The sequence below is a fragment of the Intrasporangium zincisolvens genome, assembly GCF_034724055.1.
GTDB classification, from domain to species: domain Bacteria; phylum Actinomycetota; class Actinomycetes; order Actinomycetales; family Dermatophilaceae; genus Monashia; species Monashia zincisolvens.
In genome coordinates this window covers 162983-179013 of sequence record NZ_JAWIIL010000007.1, presented here as the reverse complement: position 1 = coordinate 179013, position 16031 = coordinate 162983, and the positions used below count along the sequence as shown (strand labels likewise).

13 protein-coding genes and 1 riboswitch are annotated in these 16031 nt (G+C 74.0%); of the genes, 7 read left to right on the top strand and 6 right to left on the bottom strand.

What is annotated here, in order from left to right; translation table 11 throughout:
- Nucleotides 1-115 precede the first annotated feature (115 nt).
- The 4 genes from RY076_RS17890 to RY076_RS17875 are packed head-to-tail and all read right to left on the bottom strand — an operon-like array spanning nucleotide 116 to nucleotide 3724.
- Nucleotides 116-859 (bottom strand): glycosyltransferase, encoded by a 744-nt coding sequence (locus RY076_RS17890; RefSeq protein ID WP_323100451.1) that lies wholly within the window; start codon nucleotides 857-859, stop codon nucleotides 116-118.
- 14 nt (nucleotides 860-873) lie between these two features.
- Complete coding sequence (locus RY076_RS17885) at nucleotides 874-1761, bottom strand: DUF5926 family protein (RefSeq protein ID WP_323100449.1); 888 nt, start codon at nucleotides 1759-1761, stop codon at nucleotides 874-876.
- A 45-nt stretch (nucleotides 1762-1806) separates the two neighbouring features.
- Complete coding sequence (locus tag RY076_RS17880) at nucleotides 1807-3294, bottom strand: LLM class flavin-dependent oxidoreductase (RefSeq protein ID WP_323100447.1); 1488 nt, start codon at nucleotides 3292-3294, stop codon at nucleotides 1807-1809.
- A gap of 13 nt (nucleotides 3295-3307) precedes the next feature.
- Entirely contained in the window at nucleotides 3308-3724 is a 417-nt protein-coding gene (locus tag RY076_RS17875; protein WP_323100446.1) for an ATP-binding protein, read from the bottom strand.
- A 428-nt stretch (nucleotides 3725-4152) separates the two neighbouring features.
- Here RY076_RS17875 and RY076_RS17870 point away from each other — a divergent pair, with 428 nt between their 5' ends.
- A complete protein-coding gene (locus tag RY076_RS17870; protein ID WP_323100445.1) occupies nucleotides 4153-4842 on the top strand; it encodes a PadR family transcriptional regulator in 690 nt (229 codons plus the stop codon).
- A gap of 91 nt (nucleotides 4843-4933) precedes the next feature.
- Here the strand turns inward: RY076_RS17870 and RY076_RS17865 are convergent, their stop codons facing one another.
- A complete protein-coding gene (locus tag RY076_RS17865; protein ID WP_323100444.1) occupies nucleotides 4934-5485 on the bottom strand; it encodes a nitroreductase/quinone reductase family protein in 552 nt (183 codons plus the stop codon).
- Between the two features lie 56 nt (nucleotides 5486-5541).
- Between RY076_RS17865 and RY076_RS17860 the strand changes: the two genes are divergently transcribed.
- The 5 genes from RY076_RS17860 (at nucleotide 5542) to RY076_RS17840 (ending at nucleotide 11736) form a co-directional block, all read left to right on the top strand.
- Nucleotides 5542-7089, top strand: coding sequence for a cobyric acid synthase (locus RY076_RS17860; protein ID WP_323100442.1), 1548 nt, complete (start codon nucleotides 5542-5544; stop codon nucleotides 7087-7089).
- Nucleotides 7086-8453: a precorrin-6A synthase (deacetylating) gene (gene cobF, locus RY076_RS17855; RefSeq protein WP_323100440.1), complete on the top strand. Its 1368-nt coding sequence runs from the start codon at nucleotides 7086-7088 to the stop codon at nucleotides 8451-8453. The genes RY076_RS17860 and cobF overlap by 4 nt, the downstream gene beginning before the upstream one ends.
- Before the next feature lie 23 nt (nucleotides 8454-8476).
- Entirely contained in the window at nucleotides 8477-9223 is a 747-nt protein-coding gene (locus RY076_RS17850) for a hypothetical protein (protein WP_323100438.1), read from the top strand.
- A 95-nt stretch (nucleotides 9224-9318) separates the two neighbouring features.
- Entirely contained in the window at nucleotides 9319-9756 is a 438-nt protein-coding gene (locus RY076_RS17845; RefSeq protein ID WP_323100436.1) for a DUF2510 domain-containing protein, read from the top strand.
- Between the two features lie 96 nt (nucleotides 9757-9852).
- Nucleotides 9853-11736: a transthyretin-like family protein gene (locus RY076_RS17840; RefSeq protein WP_323100434.1), complete on the top strand. Its 1884-nt coding sequence runs from the start codon at nucleotides 9853-9855 to the stop codon at nucleotides 11734-11736.
- Nucleotides 11737-11781: 45 nt separating this feature from the next.
- On the opposite strand, the gene cobN is transcribed toward RY076_RS17840, so the two are convergent.
- A complete protein-coding gene (cobN, locus tag RY076_RS17835; RefSeq protein ID WP_323100433.1) occupies nucleotides 11782-15453 on the bottom strand; it encodes a cobaltochelatase subunit CobN in 3672 nt (1223 codons plus the stop codon).
- A gap of 59 nt (nucleotides 15454-15512) precedes the next feature.
- Nucleotides 15513-15590, bottom strand: a riboswitch (cobalamin riboswitch).
- 86 nt (nucleotides 15591-15676) lie between these two features.
- On the opposite strand from cobN, the gene RY076_RS17830 reads away from it, so the two are divergent.
- The gene (locus tag RY076_RS17830; protein ID WP_323100432.1) at nucleotides 15677-16009 is read left to right on the top strand and encodes a cupin domain-containing protein; all 333 of its coding nucleotides are present in this window, start codon (nucleotides 15677-15679) and stop codon (nucleotides 16007-16009) included.
- Nucleotides 16010-16031: the final 22 nt, after the last annotated feature.

The following is a 16031-nucleotide window of genomic DNA, read 5'->3' as shown; positions in this document are numbered from 1 at the left end:
TCGCCCGGGTTCGGCGCGCCCGACGTCACGCCTTCCCTCCTCGGCTCACTCGCTTCGCTCGTTTCGCTCGTCAGTCCAGGCGTGACGGCGCGCCGAACCGTGCTCTGGGCCTGCCTCAGTCGGTGCCGAGGCGGCGGCGGAGGCGACGGACGCCGATGGCGAGGGCGACGTCGCGGTACTGCGCGGCCCGGTGCACCTGGGAGCGCCAGTCGTGGCCCGTGACGCGGTGGTAGAGCTCGCACGGCACCTCGACGACGGTGAGGCCGGCGTCGATCGCGTCGATCGTCATGCCGACCTCGACGCCCCATCCGCGCGCGAACGGGGTGGCAGCCGCCACCGCCGCCGGTGACAGGCAGCGCATCCCGGACAGCGGCTGCTTCGGCGCCCAGCCGGTCAGCTCCTCGATGCCGCGGCGCGCGAGCCCGACGACGAGCCCGTGCCCGCCCCCGGACTGCTGCTGCTCGGGCAGGGTGGCGATGGTGAGGTCGGCCTCGCCACGCGCGACGGGCCCGACGAGGGCACCGACTGCCTGCGCGGACGCCTCGAGGTCGGCGTCGACGAAGAGCACCGAGGCCTCGGCGTCGACGCGTCCGACGCGGCGCAGCCCGGCCAGGCGACCGAGGCCGCTCATCATGGCGTCGGCCTTGCCGTGGTGGCGCACGAGCTTGACGACCTCGGCGCCCTCCTGGCTCGCGAGGACGGCCGTGCGGTCGGTCGAGCCGTCGTCGACCACGATGACCGCCACGACGCCCGGGATGGTGCGCACGCCGCGGATCGTCTCGACGATCCGGGCCGACTCGTCACGGGCCGGGATGACGACGACGACGGGCGGCTCGCCCGTGGGCCGCTGCGCGGTCACCGTCGCGGAGCCGCTCAGCGGAGGGTCACCTGACGGTTCGTCAGGCCGGCCTTGGCTCCGCGCTCCTCGGCGGTGAGCGGCTCGGTGGAGGCGGCTGCGGCGTCGATGCGCTCCTTCATCGCCGTGACGGCGTCCTCGAACGAGGCCGGCTCGGCCGACGGGTCGACCTCCCACACCGGGATGAGCAGGCCGCTCGAGCGGAAGCATCCGAGCAGTCGGCCCTCGCCGCCGAGCAGGCTGTCGCCGGACGCGTGGAGGCGCGCGAGGGCCGTGGTGGCGGTGTCCTCGGCGAAGGGCAGCACCCAGCGGACGTACGTGCGCTCGCCGATGCGGCACCAGTAGCAGGACGGGGCCGCGGAGAGCTTGACGGTCGGGATGGCCGACTCGTTGGCGCGCTGGAGCGACTCCTGGCCGTCGGCGTCGAGCTCGGCGTCGGCGACCCAGAAGTCGAAGCCGTCGTGCAGGTCGACCTCGAACGGCGCGTCGAGGTCGAGGAGGTCCTGCAGGCGCGTGGTGTCGACCGACGAGACCGGGAGGGTCTGCACCGGCGTGCCGGCGTCGGCCTCGACGGCCAGCGCGATGGCCTGGGCGATGTCGCGGCTCGTGTCGCCGCTGGCGTTGCCGGACTGGATGCCGACGAGCACCTCGCCGTTGTCGCGGTGCAGGCCCGGCCAGGCGAGCGGCAGCACGGTGGCGATGGTGACCTCGTCGGGCGCGCCCTCGGGGGCCTTGCCCTTGGCGAACCGCACGGTGGCCGTGGCCGCCGGGACGATCTCGCGCATCGCGACCCATTCGGTCTCGCCGGGCAGGCCCTCGAAGGGCCGGGCGACGAAGGGGGCCGGTGCGGGACGAGTGGTGCGGTCGGCGCGGGCGCCGCGCGGACGACGAGATGCCTTACCCATGCGCGCCACCTTAGTGGCCGCACGCGTGGCCGCACGCGCGTGGCCTCACGCCAGGGCGCTCGCGAGGGGCGCGAGGGCCAGGACGTCGTCGGGTTCCCGGAGGTCCGGCGGCGCGAGGAACACGGTCGTGACGCCGGCGTCGGCGAGCCGGGCCAGGCGCTCGCGGTGGGCCTGCGGCGTGCCCGCGTGGTGGCGCTCGGCGAAGGTCGCGGCGGGGGTGCGGCCGCGGTGGCGCTCGACGGCCGACCACACGGCGTCGCGGTCGGCGCCGACGACGGGTACGTCGAGGACCGTGGCGAGGACGGCCTCGCGGTCGCGGCCGGCGGCCTCGACGAGGTCGAGGTAGCGGGCGATCTTCGCGAGGCCTGCGGCGTCGGAGGGCACGTTGCAGCCGTCGGCGAGTCGAGCGGCGACGCGCAGCGTGCGGTCCCCTCCCCCGCCGACGAGGACGGGCAGGTCGCCGACGGGGCGCGGGTAGAGCGTCGTCTCGGGCAGCAGGACGTGGCGTCCGGCATACGGTTTCGTGCCCCGCGCCCAGAGCGCGTGCATCGTCTCGAGCCCGGCCTCGAGCAGGTCGAGGCGCCGCTTGGGCGCCGGGAACGGGATGCCGTACGCGGCGTGCTCGCGCTCCCACCACCCGGCGCCGACGCCGACGAACGCACGGCCGCCGGTCAGGGCGTCGAGCGTCGCGGCCGCCTTGGCGGTGACGCCCGCCGGCCGGAAGGTGACCGGCGAGACGAGCGTGCCGAGGTGCAGGCGGGTCGACGACGCGGCGAGCGCCCCGAGCGTCACCCACGGCTCGGGGATCGGGTCCCACGCCCGCCCGACCTGCGGGATCTGGATCAGGTGGTCCATGAGCGCCAGCCCGGCGAACCCCGCCTCCTCGGCGGCGGTCGCGACGCCGCGCAGCCACTCGAGCAGGTCGGTGTCGGCCGGGAACCGCGACACCTGCAGCACGACGGCGCCACGCAGGCCAGGGACGCGTGCCGGGCCGGATGCGCGCTCGTCGACGCGGCCGGTCTCGGCACTGACACGCCCGGCCGCGTCGGGCGCGACGACGTGGACGGCGTCCCAGCCCTCGGCCGCGAGGGCCTCGCGGACCGACGCCACTGCGGCGAGCTGGGCGGTGAGGACGCGTGCCGGCACGGCGCGCTCGCGGGCGCGGTTGCGCTCCCGGCACAGTGCGGCCGGGGTGTCGAGGACGACGACCACGGCGGGCAGCCCGGCGGCGCGGGCCGCCGCGAGCCAGCGGGTGCGGCGGGACGCGTCGGTGCCGAGCGTGTCGACGACGGTCGTGAGCCGGCGCCGCAGGCGAGCGTCGACGACCGTCTCGAGCACGGCGAAGGCGTCGACCGACGCGTCGAGGTCGTGCTCACCGCTGCCGACGACGGCGCGCAGGGCGTCCGAGGCGACGACCTCGGCGGCCCGGTAGCGGTCGAGCGCCCACGTCGACTTGCCCGAGCCGGAGGCCCCGACGAGGACGACGAGGGCGGGGTCGGGCAGTGCCGACGTCAGCGCCGCCGTCGGCGTCATGCCGACGTGTCGCTCAGTGCGAGCGGCGGCGGGAGGGCCCGCCGAGGGAGGCCCAGACCGTGCGGCCGTTCGGGTCGTCGATGACGCCCCACTCGTGGGCCAGGGAGCGCACGATGCGCAGGCCGCGGCCGCCGGGGCCCCAGGTCGTGGGCGGCGAGGGGCGCGGGACGGTCGGGCCGCCGCCGTCGGAGACCTCGACCTCGACGACGTTGTTCTTGACCTTCCAGTGGATCCGGATGGCGCCGTCGGTCAGGGGCCGCGCGTGGCGCACGGCGTTGGCGACGAGCTCGCTGACGACGATCTCGGCCTCGTCGACGACCTCGGGGGTCACCTGACGCGCGACGAGGTCGGCGACGAGCTCGCGCCGGATCCGCGGGGCTGCGGACGGGGCCCACTGCAGGCGGAGCGTGCGCTTCTCGCCGATCGGCATAGCGGCACCGTCCCCCATCGCGTGCCTCCTCGTGATCGGCGCGGGCCTGCCGGCCGTCATCGTCCTGCCGTCTGCCGCACCGTTCCTCTGGTTGGTCGCCACGTACAGCCTCCTCACGGCGAAGAAGTCACTCCGCCACCGTCGAACCGTAACCAAACCTGCTGCATACCTCAACGAACCATGAGAAATCTCCGACGACGAGCCGGTGACGTTTCGGGGCCTTCCGTTGGCGTCCGGCGAGTGTCGACGGGTGTCTCGGGAGGTCTACGCATGGCCCTAGACGTGCAGAGACGCAGACAGAGCCGGTGATACGTACACGGCCCGACTTTTCTCACGACCCCGGGAACCATCTCTTCCCTTCCGACCGTTCGCGATATATCGTCAACGTATCGCGACTGTTCGTGGGTCGCGACGGAAAGGAGAGTCCGATGCACGGACACCGACACACCCGACGCGAATCCGGATGGGACCAGGGCTGGGGCGGCTGGGGACCCGGACCCGGCGGCCGAGGGCCCTGGGGACCGCCCGGTGGCCACGGCCGCGGACGCCCCGGCCCGCCCCCGTGGGTCGCCGACCTCGTCCGCCACTTCGGCGGACCCGGCTTCGGCCCCGAGTTCGGCGGACGCCGCGGCCCCCGCGCCCGACGCGGCGACGTGCGCGCCGCCATCCTCGACGTCCTCGCGGGCGACGAGATGAACGGCTACCAGCTGATCCAGCAGATCTCCGAGCGCAGCGGCGGCGCGTGGAAGCCGAGCCCCGGCTCGGTCTACCCCACCGTCCAGCAGCTCGAGGACGAAGGCCTCGTCGAGGGGCGCGACGTCGAGGGCCGGCGACTGCTGCGCCTCACCGACGCCGGGCGCGCCTACGTCGAGGAGAACGCCGAGGAGATGGCCGCCACGTGGCGCGCCTTCGAGGAGCCGGGCGAGGAAGGCCCCGAGAGCGCTCCGCGCGACCAGCGTTCCGGCACCGAGCTCATGCCGATCGTCGGCCAGGTCATGGGGGCCATGTGGCAGATCGTCACGACGGGCACCTCGCAGCAGCGGGCCGAGGCCGCGGAGATCCTCACCGAGACCCGCCGCAAGCTCTACCAGCTGCTCGCCGACGGCGACCCGGAGTAGACCGACGCCCGAGCCACCGTCCCGGCACCGCGCCGCACGAGTCGACGCCGGGCCACCCGTGATCGGGTGGCCCGGCGTCGTCGCGGTGGCTTCACGCCGGCGCGGCGCCGTCCGCGCGACCGTCGGGCCCCGCGTCGGGCACGGGAGTCGCCGGGCGCAGGACGAAGAAGCCGAGATCGCGCCCGCCCGCGCGGTCCTCGTACACGGCGTAGCCGGGGTAGATGGCGAGCGCGGCACGGCGCACCCGCTCCCGGTCGGGACCGACGAGCTGCTCGGCGTGGACGGGGTGGGCGACGCCGTCCACCTCGAAGGTGGCGCGCGGGTCGGCCCGCAGGTTGAAGTACCAGGCGGGCGGGCGCTCGGAGCCGAAGCGTGACGCGATGAGGCCCCAGCCGTCGTCGAGCGGGACGGCCAGGAGGGGCACCGTGCGCGGCTGCCCTGACCGCGCCCCGGAGGTTGTGAGCAGCCCCACGGGGATGCCGGCGAGGACGGTGCTGACGGCCGGCCGGCCCGGTGCGAGGCGGTGACCGACGAGGTCGAGGTGGTGCAGGACCCGCTTGAAGAACCACGACCCCGGCGCGGTGGCCGAGAACCGGCGCAGCCCTCGCTGGAACGCGTTCGCCTGGTCGAAGGTCGAGGCCATCCCCGCAGCGTAGGACCGGGTGCCCGTGAGTGGGGCTGCTCCGGCAGGATGGGCGGGTGGTCGCGTCGTCCTCCCCGCCCCCGTCGGGCCTGCTCGTCGCCGGCACGTCGTCGGACGCCGGCAAGTCGGTGCTCGTCGCCGGGCTGTGCCGGGTGCTCGCGCGGCGCGGGCTGCGGGTGGCGCCGTTCAAGGCGCAGAACATGTCGAACAACTCGATGGTGTGCGCTGACGGCGGCGAGATCGGCCGCGCCCAGTACCTCCAGGCGCTGGCCGCCGGGCTCGTGCCGACGACGGCGATGAACCCGGTGCTGCTCAAGCCGGGAACCGACCGGCGGGCCTTCGTCGTCGTGCGCGGCGAGCCGTCCGGGACGCTCGAGGCCGGTCAGTACGCGACCGGGCGGGCCCACCTGCGCGAGGCCGCCTTCGCCGCCTACCGCGAGCTCGCCGACGCCTACGACGTCGTCGTGTGCGAGGGCGCGGGCTCCCCCGCCGAGGTCAACCTCCGATCCGGCGACTACGTCAACATGGGGCTCGCCCGCGAGTTCGGTCTGCCGGTGGTCGTCGTCGGTGACATCGACCGCGGCGGCATCCTCGCGGCCCTCTACGGCACGTGGGCCCTGCTCGACGACACCGACCGTGAGCTGCTGAAGGCCTTCGTCATCAACAAGTTCCGCGGCGACGTGTCGGTGCTCGAGCCCGGGCTCGAGGAGATCACGCGACGCACCGGGGTGCCGTTCCACGGCGTCGTGCCGTGGCTGCTCGACGTGTGGCTCGACAGCGAGGACACCCTCGAGGTCGGGCACTGGCGCGCGTCGACGGCACTGTCCGCGACGGCCCGAGACCGGCTCAAGGTGGCCGTGGTCCGGCTGCCCCGCATCTCCAACGCCACCGACGTCGACGCCCTCGCAGTCGAGCCGGGCGTCGACGTCCTCGTCACCGTCGACCCGGCCGTCGTCGACGCCGCCGACCTCGTCATCCTGCCCGGGTCCCGTTCCACTGCAAGCGACCTCGCGTGGCTCCGCGAACGCGGCCTCACCGACGTCGTGCTGCGACGGGCGGCGGCCGGGCGCCCGGTGCTCGGGATCTGCGGCGGTTACCAGATGCTCGCCCACGAGATCGAGGACGACGTCGAGGGCCGCGTCGGTACCGTCCCCGGCCTCGGGCTGCTGCCGACGCGCGTCGCCTTCGGCGAGGCGAAGGTCCTGGCGCGGCCGGCCGGTTCGTGGGCGGGTCATCCCGTCGACGGCGCGTACGAGATCCACCACGGCATCGCCTCGCGCCTGCCCGACGACGACCCCTACCCCGGCGCCGAGCCCGAGCCGTTCCTCGACGGCTGGAGGGCCGGCAGCGTGTGGGGCACCATGTGGCACGGCGCCTTCGAGAGCGACGCGTTCCGGCGCGCCTGGCTCACCGGCGTCGCCCGCGCAAGCGGCTCCGAGTGGGAGCCCGACGCGTCGGCACCGGGGTTCGCGCAGCGGCGTGAGCGGATGCTCGACACGCTTGCCGACGCCCTGGAGGAGCACGTCGACGTCGACGCCCTGCTGGCCCTGACCCGCGTCGGCGCCGGGCGCGCAGTGGAAACCGAACGCGAGGAGGTCTCGTGATCAAGCGGATCCGCATCATCGGCATCGGTATGGGCAGTCCCGCCCAGGTGACGGGCGAGGCCGCCGAGGCGATCGCGTCGGTCGACGTCTTCCTCGTTGCCGACAAGGGCGAACGCGCCACCGACCTCGTCGCGGCGCGGCAGGCCGTCGTCGACGCCTTCGTGCCCGACCGGTCGTCCTACCGGTTCGTCGAGGTGCCCGACCCGCGTCGTGGCCCGGACGCCGACCGGGACGCCGCCGGCTACGACCGTGGGGTGCGCGACTGGCACGCGGCACGCGTCGACGCCTACGCGTCGGTCGTCGAGGGCCTCGGCGACGGCGTCGAGACCGTCGGATTCCTCGTGTGGGGCGACCCGGCGTTCTACGACTCGACGATCCGCGTCGTCGACGCCCTCGTCACCCGCTGGGCCGCCCGGGGGATGCACGTCGAGCTCGACGTGCTGCCCGGCGTCAGTGCCCCTCAGCTGCTCGCCGCGCGGCACCGGATCCCCTTGAACCGCATCGGTGCTCCCATCCACATCACAACCGGCCGGCGCCTCGTCGACGAGTACGACGCGTCGCTCGGTGACGTCGTCGTCATGCTCGACGGCGGCCTCGCGTGCGCGGGTCTCGTCGACCTCGCCCCCGACCTCGAGCTGTTCTGGGGCGCCTACCTCGGCACGCCCGACGAGCTGCTCGTACGCGGCCGCCTCGCCGACGTCATCGACGAGGTGCGGCGGGTTCGGGCCGAGGCCCGCGAGCGCCACGGCTGGGTCATGGACACCTACCTGCTGCGCGCGCCGGAGGGCACGCCGACGCCGGGGCATGCCGGACCTGCGTTCCCGGCCTTCCCCGACCTGGTGTCGCTGTCCGACGGCGAGCTGACGCTGCGTCCGATGACGGCGGCCGACTGGCCGGTGGTCCTCGGCGAGCACAACAACGACGAGCAGCTGAAGTGGGGCTTCACGAGCGATCGGCTGACCGAGGCCGACGCCCGACGCAGCGCGGCCCAGGCGCCGCGCGACTGGCGGCGGGGACGGGGCGCCCGGTTCGTCATGGTCGACGCCGCCACGGGCGAGGGCGCCGGGCTCATCGGCGTGCTCTCGCTCGGACCTCCCGGGGTCGCGCTCATCGGCTACGGCGTGCTGCCGGAGTTTCGCGGCCGCGGGTACACGACCCGCGCGCTCGTGCTCGTGACGGAGTGGGTCTTCGCCCAGACGGGGATCGCCCGTCTCGAGCTCGGCCACAAGGTCGGCAACGTCGCCTCCGGCCGTGCAGCCGAGAAGGCGGGGTTCACCCGCGAGGGCCTGCACGCGGCGCGCCTCGTCAACCCCGACGGCACCCGTTCCGACGAGTACTACTGGGCGAAGGTCCGCCCCAGCTGACCCGCGGTGCGTACCCTTCGCCCATGGACGCGACGGGGGACGCCACGACAGGAGTGCGGGCGGTCGACGGGTACGCCGACACCCTGCCCTTCGCGACGAAGTCGCGCGAGCTCGCCCGTCCGGCTGCTGCCGCCCTCGCGATCGGCGCCCTGTCGCTGCTGCCGGTGGCCGTGCGCGCCGGCAACGCGCTCGGACTCCAGGCCGCGTGGGACGCGACCGTTGCCGGTCAGGACCCGGGCCCGAGCCCGGTCCTGACCGTGGAACACGTGACGACCAACCTCGGCACGGCCGCGTTCCTCCTCGCGGGCGTCCTCGCGTGCATCTGGCTCGTGCGGGTGCAGCGCATCCTCGTGCGCGCCGACCTCGTCGACGTCTACCACCCCGACAGTGGCCTCTGGATCATGTGGGCCGTCCCCCTCGGCAACCTCGTGCTCCCGGCGCGACGCCTGGCGGGATTCGACCGGGTCCTGCACGGTACGCGGCACGCGTCGTGGGCGGTGTACGCGTGGGCGGTCTGCTGGGTGCCCACGTGCAGCTACGCGCTCTGGCAGCCTCGCCTCACCAGCGACGACGTCAGCCCGTTGGTGCCGTTGGTGGACTGGCAGCCGGGCATCGTCGTCAGTGCCTGGTGGCGGCTTGCGTCGGCGGTCGTCGGGTTCGCGCTGTGGGCGACGGTCGTCGTGCGGATCACCCGTGTGGCCCGGGCCGCCGACGCCGAGACCACCGCCCGCCTCGCCGGCAGCCCTCCCTGCGTCCCGGTCGCCCCGTAGGCCAGCGGACACGGCGAGCCGTTCCGGCGAAACGCCGAGGTCGGCCCTCGCGCCGACTTACTCTCGTGCCCTTGGCGAAGCACGAGGAGTCACGCATGAACGAGCGACCTGCGGCGCCTGCGGGTTGGTACCCGGCGGGCGAGGGTGAGCGGTACTGGGACGGGCAGGCCTGGACGCCGCACACGCGTCCGGCGATGGCACCCCCGGTGCCGACGGACGCCTACGGGCTGCCGCACCAGGGAGCGGGGCCGACTCAGTGGGCCGCGCCCGGCGCTCCCGTCCACTTCACCCAGGTCGCCCCGAAGAACCCGGCGGTGTCCCTGCTCGCGTCGTTCTTCCTCCCGGGACTCGGCAGCATGATCAACGGCGACGTGGGCAAGGGCGTCGGCATCCTCATCGGCTACTTCGTCAGCTGGCTGTTCGTCATCGTCCTCGTCGGGTTCGTCGGTGTCTTCGGCTTCTGGGTCTGGGGCATGGTCGACGGCTACCAGGGCGCCCGCCGGTGGAACGCCCAGCACGGGATCTACAGCTAGCGCCCGACTCGTCACGTATCAGGCCGCTTCGTCCTGATCTCTGACCTGCCGAGGGCCGCGTCACGGGGACGGGGCCACCGGGCCTGGGGACGAGAGATGGACCACCACGAGATCCGGGGCACCGTGTTCGGCGCCCTGTGCGACGGCGACTGCCGCGAACCACTCACGGGCGGGGCGGTGCTCGTGTACGCCGCGAAGGGCGAGCACGTCACGGAGGCTGCCGCAGCCGCGCCGAAGGACACCTACCGCATCGTCGGTCCCGACGATGCGCGCAGCGACTCCCCGCTCGGCACCGGGACCGTCGGCGCTGACGGCGCGTACGCCGTGGCGTTCCGCCGCGAGGGCTACGACGGCGGCCCGGTCGAGGTGCACGTCCGCCTCGACACGGTGGCCAGGCCCAAGGCCGGTGCGCACGAGCCGGTGCAGGTCGCCGTGACGACCGTCCAGCCGCAGTGGCGACAGACCGAGAAGGGACTCGTGGCCGAGTGGTCGCACGTCGTGCCGCACCGGTTCTGGTGCCACATCCTGTCGCTCTTCGGCGTGTGGACGATCTGCGGCCGGCTCACGACGTGCGACGGTGGCGTCGCGGTGCCCGGCGCGACCGTGTCGGCCTTCGACGCCGACTGGCTCCAGGACGACGCGCTCGGCAGCGCCACGACCGACGGCACCGGGCACTTCCTCATCAGCTACGTCGCGGCCGACTTCAAGCGGACGCCGTGGTCGCCGTGGCTGAACGTCGAGCTCGTCGGCGGTCCGGACGTGTACTTCACCGCCACCCTGGGCTCGACGCCGATCCTCACCGAGACCCAGTCCGACGGCCGACGCCGCGGGCGCCAGAACATCGGCCCGTGCTTCTGCGTCAGCCTCTGCACCGACCAGGTGCACGGCGGCGGGCCCGAGAGCGAGCCGCACTGGCAGCAGGTCGAGGTCTTCGACATCCACCCTGCGCCGGGCTCCGCGGGCGCGGCCTTCACGACCGACGGCGACACCGCGTCGGGGCACTACTTCTTCGGTGGCTCGGTGACGCTGCACGGCAACTGCCCCCTGCGCCACCCGGTGTCGGGCACGTCGCTGCAGTACCGGTTCCTCTGGGGCGAGTGGACCTGGCCTGGCCCGGAGGACGCGTCGGTGCTGCCGAGCGTCGCCCCGGCGTCGATGCAGCCGATGACCTCCCAGCTGGGCAGCGTCCATGTCGGCTACGTCTTCTACGACGACGGCACCGGCACGACGACCTCCCACCCGGTCGTCCTCACCGCGGCCGACGCCGACCCGGACGGCTGGCTCACGCTCGACGGACACGCGGTCACCGTGCCGCTCGTGAACCCGCCCGGCGGCTCGACCGTCGTCACGGTGAGCCCGTCGACCTTCCTGCGCACCTTCGACCTCGCCGTCGTCAACACCGCGGCCATCACGGCGCTGCACCCGCCGAAGCTCAGCACGGCGCTGACCAAGGCCGACGCCGGCCGCGCACTGACGCCCGCCGAGCGCGAGCCGGTGCGCCGGTACGCCCTCGCCTTCGAGGTGCGCGAGAACGGCGGCACCCCGGGGCCCGTCCTGTGGTCGGACCACCTGGCGGCCGTCGTCTTCGACAACTCGCCGGTGCAGGTCGCCCTCGACCTCGAGGAGCTGCATGCCAACGCCTGCAACCCGCTCTCGAGCGTCAGCACCATCCACCTGCTCGCGACGGTCGACCACCCGATGCTGCGTGACTACGCGGTGACGATCTCGAGCAACGCCGGCACGGTCCACTCGGACGCGTCACCCGGCGCGAAGGCGACGCCGGCCGGCGCGTACACCCCAGGCATGGCGATGCCGTGGTTCCGCGGCCACCACACCGGCCCGCACAACGGCACGAGCACCGGCGGGCAGCCCGTCGACGTCAGCGCCGACCCGGCCTGCGCGTACGCCGTCAACCTCTCGTGGTCGACGCGTCGGTGGAACGAGACCGGCCACTCGACGCAGGTGCTCTACTGCCACTGACTCCGGACGCGCCGACGCAGCGCGCGCCGACGCCCGAGGGCGACCTCACGCCTCGAGGTCGCCCTCGACGTCGAGGTACACCTGCTGGAGGTCGGCGAGCAGCTGCGGGTCGGGCGACTCCCACAGGCCGCGGTCGACGGCCTCGTGGAGCCGCTCGACCATGCCGTGCAGCGCCCACGGGTTCGCGTGCCGGAGGAAGTCCTGGTTCTCCTTGTCGAGCACGTAGGTCTGCGCGAGCTGCTCGTACATCCAGTCGGTGACGACGCCGGCCGTCGCATCGAACCCGAAGAGGTAGTCGACGGTGGCGGCCAGCTCGAAGGCGCCCTTGTAGCCGTGCCGACGCATCGCGGCGATCCATCGCGGGTTGACGACGCGGGCCCGGAAGACGCGCGCCGTCTCCTCGGTGAGGCTGCGGGTGCGGACGGCGTCGGGCGTCGTGGAGTCGCCGACGTAGGCGCGGGGTGCCCGGCCGGTCAGCGCGCGGACCGTCGCGACCATGCCGCCGTGGTACTGGAAGTAGTCGTCGCTGTCGGCGATGTCGTGCTCTCGTGTGTCGACGTTCTTGGCGGCCACGTCCATGCGCCGGTACGAGCGCTCCATGTCGCCGCGGGCCGGGGTGCCGTCGAGGTCACGGCCGTAGGCGAACCCGCCCCACGTCGCGTACACCTCGGCGAGGTCGGCGTCCGTACGCCAGCTGCCCGCCTCGATAAGCGGCAGGATGCCGGCGCCGTACGAGCCGGGCTTGCTGCCGAAGATGCGGGTCGTGGCCCGACGGTCGTCGCCGTGCTCGGCGAGGTCGGCCGACGCGTGGGCGCGGATGTAGTTGTCGGCGTCGGGCTCCTCGAGGCCTGCGACGAGGCGCACGGCGTCGTCGAGCATCGCGATGACATGCGGGAACGCGTCGCGGAAGAAGCCGGAGATGCGGACGGTGACGTCGATGCGGGGACGACCCAGCTCGGCGAGCGGGATCGGGTCGAGGCCGACGACACGTCGCGACATCTCGTCCCACCGCGGCCGGACGCCGAGCAGGGCGAGGACCTCGGCGACGTCGTCGCCCGACGTGCGCATCGCCGACGTGCCCCACACCGACAGGCCGACCGAGCGCGGCCACTCGCCGGTGTCGGCGCGGTGCCGCTCGAGGAGGGCGTCGGCGAGGGCCTGGCCGGTGTCCCACGCGAGCCGGCTCGGGATGGCCTTGGGGTCGACGGAGTAGAAGTTGCGGCCGGTCGGCAGCACGTTGACGAGACCACGCAGCGGTGAGCCCGACGGCCCGGCCGGCGTGTAGCCACCGTCGAGTGCGTGGAGCACGGCGTCGATCTCCCCGCGGGTGGCGAGCAGGCGCGGCACCACCTCGCGGCAGGCGAACTCGAGCGACCGGCGGACGCCGTCGAGATCGGGGACCTCCGACGCGCCTGGGTCGGATGCGTCGAGCGTGGCCGCGATGACCGCGGGCACCGCGCCTGGGTCCCAACCGGCGTCGGCGAGCGCGTGGACGAGGGCGGAGGCCTGCGCCTCCACCCGGTCCACGGCCCGGCGCTCGGACTGCCCCTCACCCAGGCCGAGCGCCGTCCGCAGACCTGGGACCGCCCCCGTCGCCCCGGCGAACACCTGGTTCGCGCGGAGGATCGCGAGGGTGAGGTCGGCCAGGCCCGCCCCCGCGGGGGCCTGGCCGAGAACGTGGAGGCCGTCCCTGATCTGGACGTCCTTGACCTCGCAGAGCCAACCGTCGACGTGCATGACGAACTCGTCGAAGTCGTCGTCCTCGGGCCGGTCGGCGAGCCCGAGGTCGTGGTGCATCTCGGCGGCCTTGATGAGCGACCAGATCTCGGCGCGCAGGGCCGGCGCCTTGGCCGGGTCCATGACCGAGACGTTGCCGTACTCGTCGAGCAGCTGCTCGAGCCGGGCGATGTCGCCGTAGCTCTCGGCCCGGGCCATCGGCGGCACGAGGTGGTCGACGATCGTCGCGTGGGCGCGGCGCTTGGCCTGGGCGCCCTCGCCGGGGTCGTTGACGAGGAACGGGTAGACGAGCGGGATCGAGCCGATCGCCGCGTCCGGGCCGCACGCCGCGGAGAGGGCGAGGTTCTTGCCAGGCAGCCACTCGAGGTTGCCGTGCTTGCCCATGTGGACGATGGCGTGGGCGCCGAACTCCCTTGCGAGCCAGCCGTACACGGCGAGGTAGTGGTGTGTGGGCGGGAGGTCGGGGTCGTGGTAGATCGCGATGGGGTTCTCGCCGAAGCCGCGCGGTGGCTGGACGAGGACGACGAGGTTGCCGGCGCGGAGGCTCGCGGCGACGAGCTCGCCGTCGGCGTCGGTGTGCCGGTCGACGAAGACCTCGCCCGGCGCGTCACCCCAGTGCTCGGTGACGGCGTCGCGCAGCTCGGCCGGCAGCTCGGCGAACCACTCGCGGTACCGAGCGGCGGGGATGCGCACCGGCTGCCCGCTCAGCTGCTCCTGGGTGAGCCAGTCCTCGTCCTGCCCGCCGGCGGCGATGAGCGCGTGGATGAGGGCGTTGCCCGCGGTGGTGTCGGGCTCCTCGCCGTCGACGGGGTCGAGCGGGCCGGTGCCGGGGATCTCGCCGGGCGCGCCGAGGTCGTAGCCGACCTCGCGCATCGCTCGCAGCAGCCGGATGACCGAGACGGGGGTGTCGAGGCCGACGGCGTTGCCGAGCCGCGAGTGCTTGCTCGGGTAGGCCGACAGGACGACGGCGACGCGCCGCTCGGCGGGCGGCACGTGGCGCAGCCGGGCATGGTTGACGACCAGCGCGGCGAGGCGGCCGCATCGCTCGAGGTCGGGCACGTAGTGCGGGAGCCCGTCGGCGTCGGTCTCCTTGAAGGAGAACACTCCCCCGATGATCCGGCCGTCGAACTCGGGCACCGCCACCTGCGTCGCGACGTCGAGCGGGCTCATGCCGTCGTCGGAGGCCTCCCAGTCGGCGCGGCTCCACGTCAGGCACAGGCCCTGGACGATCGGCACGTCGAGCGCGGCGAGGGCCTGCACGTCCCACGCGTCGTCGTCCTCGCCCGCGCTCGCGGTCGCCGGACGCGTGCCGCCCGCGGCGAGGACCGTCGTGACGAGCGCGTCGTACTTGCGCAGGTGCTCGAGGAGGTCCTCGGACGCGTCGCGCAGCGACGACACGAACAGCGGGACGCCGACGCCGCCCGCCGCGTCGACCGCGTCGGCGAGGGCGTGGACGTAGGCGGTGTTCTCGGCGGCGTGCTGGGCCCGGTAGAAGAGGATCCCGACGCGTGGGGCCGGGGTCGCGGCGTCCGTGCTCGGCGCGATCTCCCGCCGGTCGAGGACTCCCCACGTCGGCAGCGTCCGCGGCGGCTCGAAGGCCTCGCCGGTCAGCAGGAGCGTGTCGCCGAGGAAGGCGTGCAGCTCGCGGAGGTTGTCCGCGCCGCCCTCGGCGAGGTACCGGTGCGCGTCGGCGACGATGCCCGGCGCGACGGTCGACAGCTCCATCAGCGCGGCGTTCGGCGTCTGCTCGCCGCCGAGCACGACGAGCGGGACGCCGGTGGCGGCGATCCGACGGAAGCCGTCGCAGAGGTCCTGCGGGCCGCCGAGGATGCGGGCGACGACGACGTCGGCGCCCTCGATCGCCTCGGCCATCGAGGTGTGGCCGGGCCGGGACGGGTTGGCCACGACGTAGTCGGCCCCGCTGCCGCGGGCGCAGAGCAGGTCGGTGTCAGACGTCGAGAGCAGCGCGATGCGCGTCACTGGAACTCCTCGGCGGGGTGTCCACGCCCCGCGGTCGAAAGGAAACGAAGCGCTGCCGGCAGTTCCTGACTCACCCTCCGCTTCGCAGTGGCGGGCTCACAGTGGCGGGACCGTCCCGGACTCTCACCGGGTTCCTGGTCGACGACGCTGGGGCCACCCTAGCCGCAGCGTCGTCGCCGCGCGCAGGACGCCCGGCGGGCGGGTAGCCCCTAGCCTCAGGACCATGCGCGTCCTCGACCTCACCGACCTGCCCCGACGCCCGGTCGCCGACTTCGGCAGCGTCGGGTTCGCCGTGTCGCCCGTCGGCCGCGGCGGCGACACCCACCACGTCGTCCTGACGCTCGAGCCGGGCGGGGTCATCGGGCGCCACGACGCTGTGGGCCGCCAGCTGCTCGTCGTGCTGGCCGGTGACGCCGACGTGTCGGGTGGTAACGGCGAGGTCGTCGTGCTCGGCCCCGGTCGCGCGGCGCTGTGGGAGCCCGGCGAGAGCCACGAGACCCGCAGCTCGGGCGGTCTGACGGCGCTCGTCGTCGAGGGAGAGCTCGAGATTCCCTGACCGCTTGCCCTCCGACGGGGCG